General features: G+C 37.4%; 18 protein-coding genes. 13 read left to right on the top strand and 5 right to left on the bottom strand.

Annotated elements, in window-relative coordinates; genetic code table 11:
• Nucleotides 1–67: 67 nt before the first annotated feature.
• Both F3G70_RS06535 and F3G70_RS06530 read left to right on the top strand, forming a co-directional pair.
• Nucleotides 68–1,042 (top strand): cobalamin biosynthesis protein, encoded by a 975-nt coding sequence (locus F3G70_RS06535; RefSeq protein ID WP_149731898.1) that lies wholly within the window; start codon nt 68–70, stop codon nt 1,040–1,042.
• Nucleotides 1,039–2,070, top strand: a complete 1,032-nt coding sequence (locus F3G70_RS06530; RefSeq protein ID WP_149731897.1) for a cobalt-precorrin 5A hydrolase — start codon at nt 1,039–1,041, stop codon at nt 2,068–2,070. Before F3G70_RS06535 ends, F3G70_RS06530 begins: the two co-directional genes overlap by 4 nt.
• Here F3G70_RS06530 and F3G70_RS06525 read toward each other — a convergent pair.
• Nucleotides 2,067–2,315 (bottom strand): UPF0147 family protein, encoded by a 249-nt coding sequence (locus tag F3G70_RS06525; protein WP_149731896.1) that lies wholly within the window; start codon nt 2,313–2,315, stop codon nt 2,067–2,069. The genes F3G70_RS06530 and F3G70_RS06525 overlap by 4 nt on opposite strands.
• 144 nt (nt 2,316–2,459) lie before the next feature.
• Between F3G70_RS06525 and F3G70_RS06520 the strand changes: the two genes are divergently transcribed.
• On the top strand, nt 2,460–2,618 hold the full coding sequence (locus F3G70_RS06520) for a Met repressor (protein WP_223166028.1): 159 nt from the start codon (nt 2,460–2,462) through the stop codon (nt 2,616–2,618).
• A 5-nt stretch (nt 2,619–2,623) separates the two neighbouring features.
• Here the strand turns inward: F3G70_RS06520 and F3G70_RS06515 are convergent, their stop codons facing one another.
• Together F3G70_RS06515 and F3G70_RS06510 are read right to left on the bottom strand one after the other, a co-directional pair.
• A complete protein-coding gene (locus tag F3G70_RS06515; RefSeq protein ID WP_149731894.1) occupies nt 2,624–3,199 on the bottom strand; it encodes a class II aldolase/adducin family protein in 576 nt (191 codons plus the stop codon).
• A gap of 10 nt (nt 3,200–3,209) precedes the next feature.
• Nucleotides 3,210–4,796 (bottom strand): DNA-directed DNA polymerase II small subunit, encoded by a 1,587-nt coding sequence (locus tag F3G70_RS06510; RefSeq protein ID WP_149731893.1) that lies wholly within the window; start codon nt 4,794–4,796, stop codon nt 3,210–3,212.
• A 169-nt stretch (nt 4,797–4,965) separates the two neighbouring features.
• On the opposite strand from F3G70_RS06510, the gene F3G70_RS06505 reads away from it, so the two are divergent.
• The 4 genes from F3G70_RS06505 (at nt 4,966) to F3G70_RS06490 (ending at nt 8,450) form a co-directional block, all read left to right on the top strand.
• Nucleotides 4,966–5,460: a hypothetical protein gene (locus F3G70_RS06505; RefSeq protein ID WP_149731892.1), complete on the top strand. Its 495-nt coding sequence runs from the start codon at nt 4,966–4,968 to the stop codon at nt 5,458–5,460.
• Nucleotides 5,461–5,470: 10 nt separating this feature from the next.
• Nucleotides 5,471–6,544 carry a precorrin-3B C(17)-methyltransferase gene (gene cobJ, locus F3G70_RS06500; protein ID WP_149731891.1) on the top strand — a complete coding sequence of 358 codons (1,074 nt, stop codon included), beginning with the start codon at nt 5,471–5,473 and terminating at the stop codon, nt 6,542–6,544.
• Nucleotides 6,545–6,556: 12 nt separating this feature from the next.
• Nucleotides 6,557–7,156 carry a potassium channel family protein gene (locus tag F3G70_RS06495; RefSeq protein WP_149731890.1) on the top strand — a complete coding sequence of 200 codons (600 nt, stop codon included), beginning with the start codon at nt 6,557–6,559 and terminating at the stop codon, nt 7,154–7,156.
• Between the two features lie 64 nt (nt 7,157–7,220).
• The gene (locus tag F3G70_RS06490) at nt 7,221–8,450 is read left to right on the top strand and encodes a magnesium transporter (protein WP_394349324.1); all 1,230 of its coding nucleotides are present in this window, start codon (nt 7,221–7,223) and stop codon (nt 8,448–8,450) included.
• Here F3G70_RS06490 and F3G70_RS06485 read toward each other — a convergent pair.
• Together F3G70_RS06485 and F3G70_RS06480 are read right to left on the bottom strand one after the other, a co-directional pair.
• The gene (locus tag F3G70_RS06485) at nt 8,447–9,319 is read right to left on the bottom strand and encodes a hypothetical protein (RefSeq protein ID WP_149731889.1); all 873 of its coding nucleotides are present in this window, start codon (nt 9,317–9,319) and stop codon (nt 8,447–8,449) included. The genes F3G70_RS06490 and F3G70_RS06485 overlap by 4 nt on opposite strands.
• Nucleotides 9,303–10,253, bottom strand: a complete 951-nt coding sequence (locus F3G70_RS06480) for a hypothetical protein (protein WP_149731888.1) — start codon at nt 10,251–10,253, stop codon at nt 9,303–9,305. Before F3G70_RS06480 ends, F3G70_RS06485 begins: the two co-directional genes overlap by 17 nt.
• 164 nt (nt 10,254–10,417) lie before the next feature.
• Here F3G70_RS06480 and F3G70_RS06475 point away from each other — a divergent pair, with 164 nt between their 5' ends.
• The 6 genes from F3G70_RS06475 to amrS all read left to right on the top strand — a co-directional run bounded on the left by F3G70_RS06475 (nt 10,418) and on the right by amrS (nt 15,969).
• Nucleotides 10,418–10,816 (top strand): Zn-ribbon domain-containing OB-fold protein, encoded by a 399-nt coding sequence (locus F3G70_RS06475; RefSeq protein ID WP_149731887.1) that lies wholly within the window; start codon nt 10,418–10,420, stop codon nt 10,814–10,816.
• Nucleotides 10,817–10,911: 95 nt separating this feature from the next.
• Nucleotides 10,912–11,826 carry a sirohydrochlorin nickelochelatase gene (cfbA, locus tag F3G70_RS06470; RefSeq protein ID WP_149731886.1) on the top strand — a complete coding sequence of 305 codons (915 nt, stop codon included), beginning with the start codon at nt 10,912–10,914 and terminating at the stop codon, nt 11,824–11,826.
• An 88-nt stretch (nt 11,827–11,914) separates the two neighbouring features.
• Nucleotides 11,915–12,409 (top strand): sirohydrochlorin nickelochelatase, encoded by a 495-nt coding sequence (cfbA, locus tag F3G70_RS06465; protein WP_149731885.1) that lies wholly within the window; start codon nt 11,915–11,917, stop codon nt 12,407–12,409.
• A 93-nt stretch (nt 12,410–12,502) separates the two neighbouring features.
• Nucleotides 12,503–14,116 (top strand): adhesin, encoded by a 1,614-nt coding sequence (locus F3G70_RS06460; protein ID WP_149731884.1) that lies wholly within the window; start codon nt 12,503–12,505, stop codon nt 14,114–14,116.
• Between the two features lie 76 nt (nt 14,117–14,192).
• Nucleotides 14,193–15,107, top strand: coding sequence for a thiamine-phosphate kinase (gene thiL, locus F3G70_RS06455; protein WP_149731883.1), 915 nt, complete (start codon nt 14,193–14,195; stop codon nt 15,105–15,107).
• Nucleotides 15,097–15,969: an AmmeMemoRadiSam system radical SAM enzyme gene (gene amrS, locus F3G70_RS06450; RefSeq protein WP_149731882.1), complete on the top strand. Its 873-nt coding sequence runs from the start codon at nt 15,097–15,099 to the stop codon at nt 15,967–15,969. The genes thiL and amrS overlap by 11 nt, the downstream gene beginning before the upstream one ends.
• Nucleotide 15,970 lies beyond the last annotated feature (1 nt).

Genomic DNA, 15,970 nt, shown 5'->3' with positions numbered 1-15,970 from the left:
AATATCACTTTAATTTTTTTATATAAATAATAAAATATTTATTTTTTTATTATAAATAATATTTATTATGTTTGAAGTTTTCTTGTTTATTGTTGTTACATTAATTGTAAGCCTTGCAATTGATTTAATCTTCGGAGAACTTCCAACGAAAATCCATCCCGTCGTCATCATCGGAAAGATAATTGAAAAATTCAAGTCAATGTTTATCGCAATGAAAAACAGGCTCTCAGGATTTCTGACAACGACATTTACCATAATCGTTTCATGCCTTATTTTACTTATAATAATGTTAATATCATCAATTAACGATTATCTGTTTATTATTGTTTATTCAATAATGCTTTCATCGACCTATTCAATCAAGATGCTGTTATCAACAGCAAAAAACATCGAAAACGATTTAACTGAAGACATTGAGATTGCAAGAAAGTCAGTTTCATACCTTGTCAGCCGTGACACTGATGAGTTAACGGAAAGCTTTATCGTGTCTGCAACGATAGAAAGCATGACTGAAAACATAACTGATTCATATATCGCTCCCATTTTTTATTTCACGATAGCAGCAGTGTTATTTATTATATTTGATATTAATTATTTTATTATATTACTGTTTATTCCATTCATCTATAGAATATCAAATACGTTAGATGCAATGCTTGGCTACAAGACGGATGAGCTGATTAACATCGGCTATTTTCCGGCAAAGCTTGATGATGTTTTAAATTATGTTCCTTCAAGAGTTTCAGGATTGTTTGTTGTTTTATCTGCATATATTTTAAGGTACAACGGTAAAAATGCCTACAGAATCATGAGAAGGGATGCAAGGAAATGTCCAAGCCCAAACTCAGGATATACGATGGCGCCTACGGCAGGAGCCCTGGACATTCAGCTGGTGAAAAAGGACACCTACATTCTCGGCGACAATACACATGAAATCAATGTCTCCGACATTTCAAAAGCGATAAAGTTAACGTCTCTTACAATCGGATTATTTACAATATTTATATTAATTATAATGACCATATTTTATTTGATAATATGAAAATAGCTATTCTATCTGTTTCCAAAAAGGGTTATGACCTGTCATTGAAGATAAAAAAACTCCTCGGTGATGATTCAACGATAATAAGATGTGATATCTATCACAAGGATGTAAAAAATAATTTTAATCTGATTTTCAATGAATACGACTCAATAATAGCCATTATGGCTTCAGGCATTTTGATAAGAAGCATTTCCGATTTGATAGTATCAAAGACAACTGATCCGGCAGTCTTAAACATTGACGACAACGGTAATTTTGTAATCAGCATGCTTTCAGGCCATCTCGGCGGAGCCAACAGATTAACAAATAAAATAGCGGAGTTAATTGATGCAACTCCGGTCATAACGACTTCCACTGACGTCAATAAGAAATTAGGCATTGACGTTTTGGCCCGGGATCTGTATCTGTCAATCGATGATACGCATGAGATTCTTCATTTCAACAAATCAATTCTTGAAGGTAAAGAAGTTGCCTTTACGGTAAACAGCAATGGAAATTATGATTATCTATTCAATTATTTAAATGAAAATACACTTGAAATGGATGTGTCGATTTATTTTTCAAGCAGGATTAATGATGGTGAAATAGAGGTCGTGTGCGACAATCACAAAATAATGTTAATTCCCCGCAGGGTTGTCTTTGGAATCGGATGCAGGCGCGGAAAAAGCAAGGATGAAATTAATGAGGCCGTAAATAAGGTATTAACTGACTTGAACATGGACAAATCAAGGATTACAATGTTTTCATCTGCAGAGATTAAAAAGGACGAAAAGGGCATTTTGGATTTGTCTGAGGAGTTTAACATTCCCGTTAATTTCGTTGAACTGGATAAGCTGGCATTATTCAAATCAGATGATATTCAGGAATCAGAATTCGTAAGGTCAAAATTCGGCATTGCTGGTGTGTGCGAGCCTTCAGCGCTGATTACGGCAGGCTATGATTCAGAATTAATATATAAAAAAACGGCTTTTGATGGCGTTACGGTTTCGGTTGCGCTTTCAAATAAAAAAATATTAAAAAATTAGATTGCTTCTAATTTTGATAATACTTCCCAAATTAAGGTTCTTGCATGAACTGGTATATTTGGGTCATTGCTGATTTCGTCTAATTTTCCTAAAACTGTACTTATTCTTACGGATTGATCTACTTCTTCATCCTTTAAGAGTTTATTGGATTCATTAGCAGCTTCTCTAATGTTACGTGGAACACTGTTTTCATTTGTGATGTATTCCAGTATTTCACAAACTTCGTCGATATTTTGATTACTCATAATCTCTCCTCCAAATTTAAATTAAAAATAAGTTTTCAAAATAATATAAATTAATTATGTTAAATCTAATATTTAATTGTTTGTAGTGATACAAATATTTTTTATAGAAAAATTTATATTTAAATAAAAGGCAAATTTATTAATATGTCAGACGTAAGTAAAACTACAATAAATTTACCAAGTGATTTGAAAAAAGAACTTAAAATTATGGCTATTCGTGAAGACACTTCATTATCTGGGTTAATTTTAAAAATGATTAATGAAGGTTACGAAGCAAGATTAAAAAAAGATTCAGCTGAATGATATTTCTAAATATCTTTCGCTGAATTCAACATTTTAGAAATAAACTGAGTTTTAGCAGATTCTTCAATAAATACAGCAAGGGATTCTGATTCTTCTAGTGATTTTCCTAAACATACCACACCATGATTTTTCAATATCAGAACGTCTTCTGTTCCAATGTTGTCGGATGCGCTTTTGGCAAGTTCGACTGATCCCGGCACTTCATAGTCGATTAAAGCTATGTAAGGATTTTTTATTTCTCCAAATCCCTCAAGCCTTTTCATTTCATCGGATGAGAATGAAAATCCTGTGACGTGAGGTGAATGGGTATGGACAATCGCATTAACGTCCGGCCTTTTTTTATAGATTTCCAGATGCATTCCTGCTTCTGAGGAAGGCTTTCCCCTGGTCAATGCTTCTCCGTTCATGTCTATAAGAACGATGTCTTTCTGTTCTAAGTCACCAAGTGATTTCAGGGTTGGAGTGATTGCAATGTAGTCTTTTGAAAGCCTTGCGCTTACATTGCCTGATTTGCCTGAAACCAGCTGTCTCTCGTAGATATTCCTGCATACCTCAATTAATTTGGAAACGTCATCTTTCATTAAATCACCATCAGTCTATGAATTTGAATAGTTTGTACTGCCCCTTGTGTATAATTGGAACCTGAGCAGGTGTAGGCTCGATGTTTTTAATCTTTTGATAGTCAGTCTGAGTCTGGAAAGTCCCTGAATTAATCATATGAATTCCGTTATACTTTTTATATGAATTGATGTGAATGTGTCCTGTGTGGAAAATGTCCGGAACATGCTCTATAACCAGGTAGTCTTCAAGTTCTGAAGCCAAAGGTGTTCTTTCACCATAAATAGGGGCCAAGTGTCTTTTTCTTAAAAGCTCTTCCATCATCATTTCATTTTTTTCATAAGAAAGACCTTTAATGGCCATAGGAAGTTCATTGAAACTTTCACCGTGATAAATCAAGACGTTAATACCGTCAAGAGATATTACGGCCGGATTACTTACAAATTCAACGTTGTCAAGTTCATACAATGACTTGGCGTATTCTTCAGGAACAGCAGGCTGCGGCTCGGCCAGTCTTGAAGCGTCGTGGTTTCCGGGAGCTATGATTATCTTGATGTCGCTTCTCACGTTTCCCAAAAACCTTGCGGCCTCATCGTACTGCAGGCGGATATCCTTGATGGAAAGTTCCTTGTCCTGGTTAGGATATACTCCGATGCCGTCCACGATATCTCCGGCAATAATCAGGTACTTGATGTCTTCGGCAATCCTTCTCTGCTCTTCAGTACCGTATTCGCAGTTAATCCAGTCAATGAATTTCTGAAATGCGCCCTCAAGGAATGTCAGGCTTCCGATGTGAACGTCTGAAAGGAAAACAACCCCGAAATCCATTTCCTTTTCCTGGATTCTGGTAACTCCGGGATATATTAATTGGTTGGCTATGGTAAAGTCGCCGTCCCTGTTTGCGATGACGCCGACAACCTCATCCCTTACAAGCTTTTCAGCCTCTGCAAAGAGCTCTTCATTTTTATTGGAGAACAGAATTGATATGGAACCGGTATCGTCTTCGAACTCAACGAATCGGTGTCCGTTTTTCGTGGAGCGGATTTCCTTAACCATTAATATTAAATTGACTGTAGTTTGGCCGTCCTCAATGTCAGCAACTTTTGTGGTCATCTTCAAGTCAGGCCTTTGCTTTAGGATTTTGGACAGCTTCTCATACCTGGACTGGAAATAGCTGATTAGATCGCCGATTTCACCGCTTGTGTATGACTTGTTTGAACTGTCCTGTATAATCTTGAAGTCGTATTGAACCTTTGATTTTTCCAGATTTCTTTTAAACTTTATTTTTGCATCGACTACCTTTTCACCGCTGTCGGAAACATTAACTTCATTATCATCTGATGATTCTTCTTTTGTTTCAGCGATTTCAGGAGCTGGTGAAGGACTTTCATCACCTTTTTCATCCTCGGCAGGCTCTTCTATTTTCCCGCCCATTATCTCATCTATCGTTTTTGCATTGACTGAAATCAAATCTGCAGGCTTAAAATCACCGCTTTTTAACTTTACTATAATGTCTGAAGCGAAATTTGTAGGATTATCTGCTGCCATTACCTTATTATAGGCATCAGGTGATAAATTAATTCCTTTTTTTGCAAATTTAAGTAAAATCTTATTTGTCATATTAGTTAAAATTTTTATTTTCAATATTTATAAACTTTGAGAATTTCAATTTGTAATATTGCTCCCGCCAGGTAATATTCAAATTGCAGGTAAATTTTAGTTATATTTATTATCTATTAAAAATAAACTTAGAATATTATATGTTATTTAAATAGTAAGATGTGATAAAATGGCGAAAGTACTTAGAATATTATTAATCATTGTATTATTTATAATATTTTTTGAAATAGGACTATTCAGTTCATATACAATTGTCACAGCTGAAGTTCCGGATGTTAAGGGATTGATTGACATGCAGGTAACAAAGATAACTGGCTTTTTCAATCCTCAAAACGTCAATGATGTGTTAATCAAGGATCCGACCTACATTAACATATCAAACGAAAAAGAGGTGGCGCTTCAGATGGAAGAGCTGTCTCAGGTTGACGGCGTCAATGTTGAATCAATGAACGTGTCAACCTATGACGATTTGGACAACGATAAAATTAACGTGACCATTGAGGCTTTGGGATACGCTTCCCCGAATTCAACTTCAGGACAAATCATCATTAGCCAGGATCCGGCATATAAGGTGATAGTCACAGGTGTCGCTTCGTTTAAGAGCGGTGAACTAATGGTTGACACGAGCTCGCTGGCTGTCAATTCTGTTTTAAAATTATATTAAGGGAAATATTATGATTAACGTTATTGGAATTGGTCAAAATAGAGAGAACATGACTTTAGGAGCTGTAAAAGCTATTGAAGAGTCTGACATTATTATCGGCTATAAAAAGTACATAAACCAGATAGAGGACTTGATAGCTGATAAGGAAATTCTAAAAAAGGGAATGGGCGATGAGATAGCAAGAGCCGAAGTCGCAATTCAAAAGAGCAAGGAAGGAAAAACTGTTTCATTGATAAGTTCAGGAGACCCTGGCGTATTTGGAATGGCTAACGTACTGTATCAGATTCTTTCAAAGTACGACGATGTGGAAGTCAAGGTTTATCCCGGCGTTTCCGCACTTAATTACGCTTCCTCCAAATTGGGAGCTCCCCTGAATGACTTTGCGGCCATAAGCCTAAGCAACATTTTAACTCCGCTTTCTGAAATTGAAAAGAAGCTGAAATACGCTCTTGAGGCCAATCTGATTGTAGCAATCTATAACCCTATTAGTAAAACACGTAAGGAACCCTTCAGAAGATTTAAAAAATGTGTTTTGGAAATTAAGGGAGAAGATGCATTAATAGGTATCGTTGACAGCACATATGAACCGGCAAAGGAAACGGTCGTCAAGGTAAAGGACTTGACCGAAGACATCGTCAACATGTCCTGCACGCTTATAGTGGGAAACGACCTGACCTACGTTCAGGATGGAAAGCTAGTAACCCCTAGGGGATATGTAATAAGAAGCCCGATTCACGAGCTTTCAAGAAATCATTACGAAAAATTCATCAACGGTGAAATTCCCCACGGCCCGAACAGGGAGTGTGAATTCTATCCGTGCCACTGGGACGGCCAATTCTGCGATTTCTGCTATTGTCCTTTTTATCCGTGCGGAGATTCCTCAACAGGCGGCGAGTGGATAAAGGGCAAGAACGTATGGAACTGCAAGGAATGTCATTGGCCTCACACCGAAGAGGCTGTAAAGTGCCTTAGAGGTCCTATAGAAGAAATCATAGAAGAAGTTGATGATTTAAAATCTAAAAAGAAAACATTATTGAAATTAAGAAGAGCATGCTTATTGAATAATAATCCGAGGGATTTATAAAGAGGGATAAAAATGTCGATTAAAAATCTTTTAATTGAAATGAAAAACATGTCGGAGCTGATGGTTGATTTGGCTTACTCGGCTGTTCTGTTCAACAGCATAGATGCTGCTGAAGAAGTGTTGACTTTGGAAAATAGAGTCAACGCCATGAATTATGAAATCAAAAAGGAATCCTTGGTCGCAGCAAGATCATATGAGGATGCAGAAAAGCTGACTGCACTGCTTGAGATTGCTGAAGCTGCTGAAAGTATGGCAAATGCAGCAAAGGATTTGGCTGACCTTGTAATTAAAGGGATTAAACCGCACCCTGTATTCAAGATGGTTATGGAAGAATCCGATAAGATGATTGCAAGAATCAGCGTTGTTGAAGAATCAGACTTAACTAATAAGACATTGGGAGAATTGTTTTTAGCTAACCGTACAGGAATGAGAGTTATTGCGATTAGACGTGGAGAATCCTGGATTTACGGACCTGATAAAAACACAATGATTCTTCCTAATGACATTTTACTTTTAAAAGGAACAGATGAAGGCGCAGAGCTTTTAAGAAAGCTTGCAAGCGCAGCATGTTCATTTGAAGACATTCCAGAAGAATTAGAAGATGAAGATTAAAAAGAAGTGATTAAAATGATTAGAGGGAGTGATATGCTTGAAAGCAAACAAGAAGAAGAATCGCATTTCACTGTCTTCTATCCAGGACTTCTTTTCAGAACACGATTCAGTAATTAAGGAAAGCTTCATAGCTCTTTTAATCTGTGCTTTGGGAGATTTGTTTGCAGGAATTTTACTTGGAAAAATGACCTTTTTCCTTGAAACATTCCCTGGACTGCTTGTTATTATTCCGGGTGCTATCGGAATGAGAGGAAACATTTTCGGTTCATTTGCCTCAAGAATCTCTACAAACCTGCACATCGGTATGATATCTCCAAAGTTCGAGCTGTCAGAGCAATTGAACAATAACATTCTTTCTTCATTCGTACTGACACTTATTCTGTCACTCTTTTTGGCAATAATAGCTAAGATATTCTGTATTATATTCCATTTCGAGTCCATCGCACTGATTGACTTTATACTGATAAGCGTCATTGCGGGAATCATTTCCACCATTATAATGCTTCCTGTAACCATGTTTATTTCATTCAAGAGCTTCAACCACGGATGGGATCCCGACAACATCACGACGCCGTTAATTGCAGCTATCGGGGATCTGTTTACCTTACCGGCAATAGTGGCTTCACTTTACGTTCTGAATTATCTGAATACCAGCTTATTGATTAAGGAAATATTCACGTTAATATTAACGGTATTCGTCATTTCAGCTTTTGTTTACGTGTTCAGAATGTCAAGCGAGTCAAAAAAAATAATTACCCAGTCCACTCCTGTTTTACTCGTATCATCAATTTTGGGAGTTTCAGCCGGAGGAATATTCAACAGCTCCATTGAAACCCTGCTTACCAATCCGAGCCTGCTTACCTTGATGCCGCTCTTCTCAGGCGAAAGCGGAAGTCTTGTAAGCATATTGAGTGCAAGGCTGTCCTCAGGTCTTCACTATGGTCTTATTGAGCCTTTAAGAAAGCCTGAAGGCGAAAGTCTGCACAATTTCATGATTTGTTACGTTCTGGCTATTGTGATGTTTCCGCTCATCGGTTTTATAGCCGAAAACTCAACCAACATCCTCGGCTCAGCGGGAGTCGGCTACCTTAATATAATACTGATTTCGCTGATTTCCGGCCTGATTCTGATTTCAGTGATGATTTTTGTAGTATACTACATTTCAATCACATCATACAACAGGGATATTGACCCGGACAATATCGTAATCCCTATTTCAACCAGTGTAACCGATGCAATTTCAAGTCTGATATTGATTTCAGTATCACTCTTTATTTTAGGCGCATTAATCTAGCTCCATGCCTTCAGCACGAAATCGCACGCCTGGGTTGTAAAGTAGTCGTATTTGAGATTGCCCTTATCGAAATTCTTTGGAACGGCCACTAAAACGGCTTTTGCATCATTTTTGTCAAGGTGAATGAATACCACCGAGCTTGTGTCATTGACTTCAAAAAGTGAGCTTAATTCATTATTCAAATAAATTGATGTTTTGCTTGCAAGCTTTCCCTCGTAGTCCTTGAAATGTGTCGTGTCGATTGAGTAGCTGAGGCTGTTTTTTTCGCTTTCGTCAATCAGCAGATAATAATCCGAGCTTCTCAGGTTTTTTTCAAAGAGCTTGAAATAGTTGCAGCTGTATTCACTCTGCCTGTGGTTGTGGTTGCATTTGCCGTCAACCGTAAAGTCCTTAATAACATACTTTTTATAAAAGTCGCATTTCACGATTCTGTTGACGCTGTAGGCGTTTGCGGAACTTTCATCATCACCTATTTTTACACTTGAAATTGATGTCTCATGTGGTATCAGCTCCATGGAGGAGTGAAATTTATTGTCGAAGATCTTTTTGGTGACAAGATTGTCGTAGTCCCTGCCGAGTTCTAGGATTTTAAAGTACGATACACTGTTTGGAATGACATTTTCGTATTCGTTGACTATGGCAAGTCCAACCCTTTTGGCCTTGAAGTCTTCCCAGTTCTGAGGAACTCCTGGGTCGTTTATAAGACTGTCACATACCTCGTTGATTGTCTTTTCAATGTTGTCCGTTTCTATGCCCTTTGAAATTTTCTCGGATGATATCTCTGTGGCAAGTGTGATAATACCCAAAATCAGTATGATGACAATTGCCACCACAAGTATTTCAAGTGTAAAGTTACCCCTGTTGTCCATTGTAAACCAACCCGTATTTTTTGCAGTGTGACTCATCGAGAATCAGGCTGTTGATGTCGTTTTCATCCAGTTTCTTTCCGTTGTACCTGTCATGAAAGATGACGTGGTCCACGCATGAGACAGTTTCGTTTGTAATAAGGGTGTGGGGGTGAATGAAGACTTCCATTCCGTAATGGGGACACGTTCCCTTTCCCTCAAGCCTGCACAGATAGCAACTTCCGTCCCTGCTTTCATGGAAATATCCGTTTTTAAGACACTCCTTAAGTGTATTCCCGTCGCCGTGATGAACATATGGGTCATAGGGGCACTTTTTAATAATCATCGGCGACGACGCCAGAATGTAGGACTCATAGGACTTGGCGTTGTGCTTAAGCAGGTACTGTGCCAGCGATTCGAAGTAGTATATCGTCTTGTCGTCATGGTTTATGTTGTTGTAGGCTGTTATCATGGCATATGGAAGCGGATCGTTTAATCCCTCAATCGATGAGTTGCTTTCTAAAACGCCATCGAACTGCTGTGAGTCCTTATCCGCCTTCACCCGAACCTTAAACAATACCTTCCATGGAGTGTCCGTGCTTTCAACCGATACGACCTCGGAGCGTATGTCTATTCCGTATTTTTCCCTGTATTCGGCATTGACGTCTTTTAGCTTGCCGTTTAGAATCTTTGCTATTTCCTTTCTGCTGTCCTTTACCTTGTGTGCGTGATATAGTTTGTCCGTTTCTTCAGCTATTGAATCCCTTCCTAGCTGCTCCAAATTCTTGTTGTAGTCATCGATAATGTATTTGAAGTTATCGCTTGCAATGGAATCGATGTTTTCGCTTTCAATATAATTTAAACTGTTTACAACAAATATTACAATCAGAATGAGGGATACAACCAATATAGCTGTTGTTCCTGTAATTATATTTCCTCTGTTGTCTATCGAATTCATGCATAAAATTAGAATGATATTTTTAATATTACTTTTTGAAGTGCGACTGTGTGATTTTTCACATCCTTTATATATGATTTTTTCAAAAGTCAGTTTAAAGGTTAATTTTTTATATTAAATGAATATAATATAGTAATTAATTAAAAGATTTATGGAGGATTAATATGTCAGATACCGTTAGAATGTGGCGTCATATACAGCAAAGATATAATCTTCTCGGTTCAAAATGTAATGAATGTGGCGATGTATTTTTCCCGTCTCGTGTAGTTTGTCCAAACTGCAGAAGAAAAGGGAAACTGGAACCGTTCCAATTTTCAGGAAAAGGAAAGATTTATACTTTTTCAATTATCAGATCACCACCTGATGATTTCAAGAAAATGGCACCTTATGCCGTTGCAGTAATCGAGCTTGAAGAAGGTGCAAAACTGACTTCACAAATTGTTGACTGTGATGTTGACGACATTGAAATCGGAGATCCTGTTGAAATGGTATTCAGAAGAATTTCCGAAGATGGCCCTGATGGAGTAATCTCTTACGGGTTCAAATTCAAATTAGTTAAATAATTTTGCTTTTTTTCGGGAATGTAATACTTCCCTTAAAAATTTTCCACTTTTTTTAATAAATACTTTTAAATAATACATTTTTAAGAAATATTATTATGTCAAATAATAATGGAATTTTACTTATTAGCCATGGTAGCAGTTTACCTTATGGTGAAGTTACTTTTAATGAAATTAAAGATAAATTTATCAAAAAAACTGGATTTGCAACCGAAGTAGGTTATATGAAGGTTTCACAGCCGAGTATTGCAGGTGCAGTTGAGATATTAAAAAATGAAGTTGATGATTTAAACAAGATTATTGCAATGCCTGTCTTTCTGGCTCCGGGAATTCATACCAACATTGATATTCCTATACTTTTGGGCCTTGAGCCTTTGGAAACAGATCCTAGATGCCCTGACGGCAATTATCCTGATGAACATTACTTATCCATAGCTGACGACGTTGAATTCGACGGTGAAATCGAGTTATTGCCGGCTATCGGACCGGATGATGACCTGCTTAAGTTCATCGACAAGAGAATTGATGAAGCCTTAAGCGAATCAGAATTAAATGACGATGCGGCAACCGGTGTTTTACTTGTTTCACACGGAAGCAGGCTGAAATATAATAAGGAATTCATATCCGCACTCTTCGATAAGTTTGAAAAGACCACAGATTATCCGTGCAACTTCGGATTTATGGAATTGGAAGAGCCTGATATTCCTACAGCCATTGACTCCTTGCTTGAAGATAATGAGATTGAAAGACTGATTGTTGTTCCCGTTTTCATTGCTCCTGGAGTTCACACAACCAACGACATTCCAACCATTTTAGGCCTTAAGGAGCCTGATGAGCATCATCATCACCACCATCATGACCACGATCACGACCATGAGCATGGCCACGAACATCATCATCACCATGATTTGACAGCCATTGACTTTGACGGTGAAATCCTATACCCGGAACCGATTAAGGCCGATGACATCCTAATAGACATTTTGATTAAAAAAGTTAATGAAGCACTTTAGATTAACTTTTTTTCATTTCATTTTTTTAACTAAGATTTAAATATTTTTAATTATAAATTATATTAGTAATAAAATTTGAGATGTTATTATGATTGACGAAAAGACTGGTATTCTACTTTTAAGTCATGGAAGTAGATTAGATGACGGTGAAGAAGTAATTAAAGCTTATACTGATATGTATAGAGAGGAATTCCCTGGTGCTGCTGTTGAATACGGCTTTATGGAAATAAGAAAACCTGGAATTGCTGAAACCATTAACAAGTTGACTGCAGAAAACGATTTGGAAAAAATCATTGTTGTTCCCGTATTCGTTGCACACGGACTTCACACAAAAAGGGACATTCCGGGATTATTGGGCATTGAAAGCGACTTTTCCGAAGAGGACGCCCACGGACATCATCACGACCATGACCACGGACATGATCACGGTCACGGACATGGCCACGGACATCATCATCACCACCATCACGATGATGATGACGAGGAATTCGAATTTGACGGTGAAATTATCCTAACCGATCCCCTTGGTGTGGACACAAGATTATATGAAATCATCAAGGACAGAATTTCAGAACATTTATAGGATGTTCTGATAAATTTTTTTCTTTTTTTGCTAAACATTTATATACTATGATAGTATAAATTATATTACACCGAAATTTTTTTAGTGATATACATGAAATTTAAAAATATTTTTTTAATTACAATTATACTCTTAGCTATTTTCTCAATTGCTGCTGTAAGCGCAGAGGATGTAGCTAGTGATGATACTCTCATAAGTTCAGATGTGGACGATGATGAGGTTGCATTGAGTATAGATGAAGATTCTATTATTCAATCAAGTTATGTTGATATTATAAATGACGAAATTTTAGCAAACGGCACTGGTGATGGTAACGGAACCGGTGATGGCGATGGTAACGGAACAGGCAATGGAACTGACGGAAATGGAACCGATAACGGAACAGATAATGTTACAAAGTCTATCGTATCCAGCGATTTAGTCAAATATTACAAAAACGACACCCAGTTTATTGCAACTTTCTTTGATTCCGAAGGTAATTTATTAGTAAACCAGACTGTTTTCCTCAGCATCAACGGAGGTAACTACAACAGAACCACCAATGCAAGCGGTATGGTTAAATTCTCAATAAACTTAAATCCTGGTCAATATAAGCTTACAACCACCAATCCTGTAACAAATGAATCCGTTATTAATAACGTTACTGTTTTAACTACAATGAACGGAACTAACGTTACCAAATACTATAAAAACGGAACCCAATACTACGTTACGATATTGGACGGTCAGGGCAATCCTGCAGCAAACACCAATGTTACCTTTAACATCAATGGTGTTTTCTATACCAGAGTTACAAATCCAAACGGTACTGCAAGATTGAACATTAACTTGAATTCAGGTAGTTATGTTGTTACAGCTCAAAACAGCATTAATAATGAAACCATTTCAAATAAGATTACTGTTTTGCCTACAATTTCCGGTAACAACATTAAAAAGTATTATAAAAACGATACCCAGTACTATGCAACCTTTGTTGATTTCCAAGGTAATCCTTTAAGCAAAACCAAAGTTAAATTCAACATCAACGGTGTAATGTATGAACGTGAAACCAATGAAAACGGTACTGCAAGATTAAACATTAATTTAGAGCCTGGTAAATACACCTTAACAGCTATCAATCCTGTTACCGGAGAACAGGCTTCCAATACTGTTGAAGTGCTCAACCTTATTTCCACCAAAAACTCACAAAGCGGAGGAAATATCTCAATTGAGTACAATACCGGTGCAAAATACACTGTTGTTGTCCGTTATAACAACGGTACCATAGCTTCTAATGTTAATTTAACCTTTAACATTCACGGTGTTTTATACAACAGGGTCACCGATGAAAACGGTACTGCTTCAATAACTATTAACTTACTCCCTGGAGATTACGTTATTACCACTTACGCTAACGATTGTACACTTTCAAACCTCTTAAAAGTAAGGGTAACTCCAAGCATTAAAATCGTAAGTACCACAGTTAAGTCCGGCGGTCTTTTCCAATTCTACTTAACTGAAAAGAATACTGGAAATCCAATTACCGGTAACCACTTCGGTATTTTCTACTTCAACGGTACCACCTGGGGATCATACCCTGACGGAAGCGGACTCGTTTCATTCACCCTTAATTTCCCACCTGGAAATTATTTAACCTATGAAGGTATGATTGATGACGGCTGGTATTCATTCTACTTAAACGGAAATACTGTTAAAATTACTGAATAGATAATGTGATTTTTCACATTACTCTTTTACTTTTTTTTATTAAGATTTATTAATTTTAAAAACTATACTAATATACATGACTTTAAAAGTCTCTGATATTGGTGAAAAAGAATTAATTAGCTATATTTTATCCAAATCTAAGGATATTGTCCCGGATGATACGGCTATAACTGAATTGAATGACACTAATTTGATTTCAACCTGCGACATGCTTATCGAGTCAAAGCATTTTCCCAAAGGAATGTCTTATTTTCAAATGGGCTTCAAGGCAGTGACGGTTAATGTCAGCGATTTGGCTGCAATGGGATCAGAGCCTTTAGGATTTCTCCTGGCAATTGCCCTTCCCAAGGATTTGGAAGTTGATAATTTCAGGCAAATCATTAATGGCGTTGTTGAGGCCTGCAGTTTCTATAATATCCCGTTAATAGGCGGGGATACAAATGAAGCGGATGAAATAATAATTTCAGGAACCGCTTTAGGCTTATGTGATGCTCCATTAATGAAGGACACAGCCAATGAAGGAGATTTAATCTGTTTAACCGGCGATATAGGCCTTGCCGCCCTAGGTTTTAATCTTGAGGGTGAAAACGTTTACACCGAACATGCACTCAGGCCTTTAGCCCCCATTAATGAAGGCAAAGCCATTAATAACGCCGGAGCCACAAGCGCAACCGACATCACCGACGGACTTGCATCTGAGCTGTATGAAATGAAACCGGATTCACTGGGCTTCATGATATATGAGGAAAAGCTTGAAATATCAGATGAATACAAAAAAATATGCTCTGATTTGGGCTTGAATTATTTGGATTTGGCTTTACATGTCGGAGAGGACTTTGAACTTGTATTTACCATTTCAAAAGACAATGATTTGGACATTAATTACTCTGTTATAGGCGAGGTCAATTCAACCGATAAAATCGAAATCACACTAATCGACGGTGAAGTAAGAGAGATTGAAAAAAGAGGATATAATCACTATGTTAGTTAGTCAGAATTTATACAAGAGAAGTTCAAAAACGCAGAAGGTCAGATGTGAAATCTGTGCGAATTACTGCAAAATAGCCGAGGGCAAAGTTGGAATATGCAGACAGCATAGAAACGTTAACGGCCAGCTTTTTGACTTAAGCTATGGAATCGTATCATCCCTAAGTCCAGATCCAGTTGAAAAAAAGCCTCTCAATCATTTTCTGCCGGGCACTTTCACCTATTCGATAGGCGGTTTTGGGTGTAACATGACATGTTTGCACTGTCAGAACTATACTATTTCACATGAATATGAAAATTTAAGAAGGGGGATTAAAATACTACCAGAAACGATTGTGGAAAATGCACTTAATTATGGTTGTCGGTCAATTGCTTGGACCTATAATGAACCTACGATACACTTACCTTTCAGCAAAAAAACCTCTCTTCTTGCAAGGTCAAAAAACTTGAAGGTGATATATGTCACCAACGGCTACATGTCAGGCCAGTCACTTGAGGAGGTTTTGACTTTTGTCGACGCATTCAATATAGACGTGAAGTCAATGTCCGAGGATTTCTATAAAAAGGTCTGCGGCGCAGACTTGGATGTCGTTTTGGACAATGTAAGACAGATTTACATGGCCGGAAAGCACGTTGAACTGACTAATTTAATAATTAACGATTACAATGATTCGGAAGAAGAAATAACTGAGTTTTGCGATTTTGTGGTTGATGAACTGTCGGCCGATGTGCCAGTTCACTTTTCAAGGGCGTTTCCATACTATAAGATGACTGACATAACGCCTACAAATGCTGAAACTCTTTATAAGGCTCGAGAAATCGCGCTAAAAAAAGGAATAAAAAATGTTTATTTGGGAAATATCTGAT

It is taken from the genome of Methanobrevibacter millerae (assembly GCF_900103415.1).
Taxonomy (GTDB): domain Archaea; phylum Methanobacteriota; class Methanobacteria; order Methanobacteriales; family Methanobacteriaceae; genus Methanocatella; species Methanocatella millerae.
The sequence above is the reverse complement of the archived record's forward strand: the minus strand, read 5'-3'. Positions and strand labels throughout refer to the sequence as shown.

Coding starts and splice junctions, on each gene's coding strand:
- F3G70_RS06535 (WP_149731898.1), top strand. CDS start 68: ATGTTTGAAGTTTTCTTGTTTATTGTTGTTACATTAATTGTAAGCCTT.
- F3G70_RS06530 (WP_149731897.1), top strand. CDS start 1,039: ATGAAAATAGCTATTCTATCTGTTTCCAAAAAGGGTTATGACCTGTCA.
- F3G70_RS06525 (WP_149731896.1), bottom strand. CDS start 2,315: ATGAGTAATCAAAATATCGACGAAGTTTGTGAAATACTGGAATACATC.
- F3G70_RS06520 (WP_223166028.1), top strand. CDS start 2,460: ATGTCAGACGTAAGTAAAACTACAATAAATTTACCAAGTGATTTGAAA.
- F3G70_RS06515 (WP_149731894.1), bottom strand. CDS start 3,199: ATGAAAGATGACGTTTCCAAATTAATTGAGGTATGCAGGAATATCTAC.
- F3G70_RS06510 (WP_149731893.1), bottom strand. CDS start 4,796: ATGACAAATAAGATTTTACTTAAATTTGCAAAAAAAGGAATTAATTTA.
- F3G70_RS06505 (WP_149731892.1), top strand. CDS start 4,966: ATGGCGAAAGTACTTAGAATATTATTAATCATTGTATTATTTATAATA.
- cobJ (WP_149731891.1), top strand. CDS start 5,471: ATGATTAACGTTATTGGAATTGGTCAAAATAGAGAGAACATGACTTTA.
- F3G70_RS06495 (WP_149731890.1), top strand. CDS start 6,557: ATGTCGATTAAAAATCTTTTAATTGAAATGAAAAACATGTCGGAGCTG.
- F3G70_RS06485 (WP_149731889.1), bottom strand. CDS start 9,319: ATGGACAACAGGGGTAACTTTACACTTGAAATACTTGTGGTGGCAATT.
- F3G70_RS06480 (WP_149731888.1), bottom strand. CDS start 10,253: ATGAATTCGATAGACAACAGAGGAAATATAATTACAGGAACAACAGCT.
- F3G70_RS06475 (WP_149731887.1), top strand. CDS start 10,418: ATGTCAGATACCGTTAGAATGTGGCGTCATATACAGCAAAGATATAAT.
- cfbA (WP_149731886.1), top strand. CDS start 10,912: ATGTCAAATAATAATGGAATTTTACTTATTAGCCATGGTAGCAGTTTA.
- cfbA (WP_149731885.1), top strand. CDS start 11,915: ATGATTGACGAAAAGACTGGTATTCTACTTTTAAGTCATGGAAGTAGA.
- F3G70_RS06460 (WP_149731884.1), top strand. CDS start 12,503: ATGAAATTTAAAAATATTTTTTTAATTACAATTATACTCTTAGCTATT.
- thiL (WP_149731883.1), top strand. CDS start 14,193: ATGACTTTAAAAGTCTCTGATATTGGTGAAAAAGAATTAATTAGCTAT.
- amrS (WP_149731882.1), top strand. CDS start 15,097: ATGTTAGTTAGTCAGAATTTATACAAGAGAAGTTCAAAAACGCAGAAG.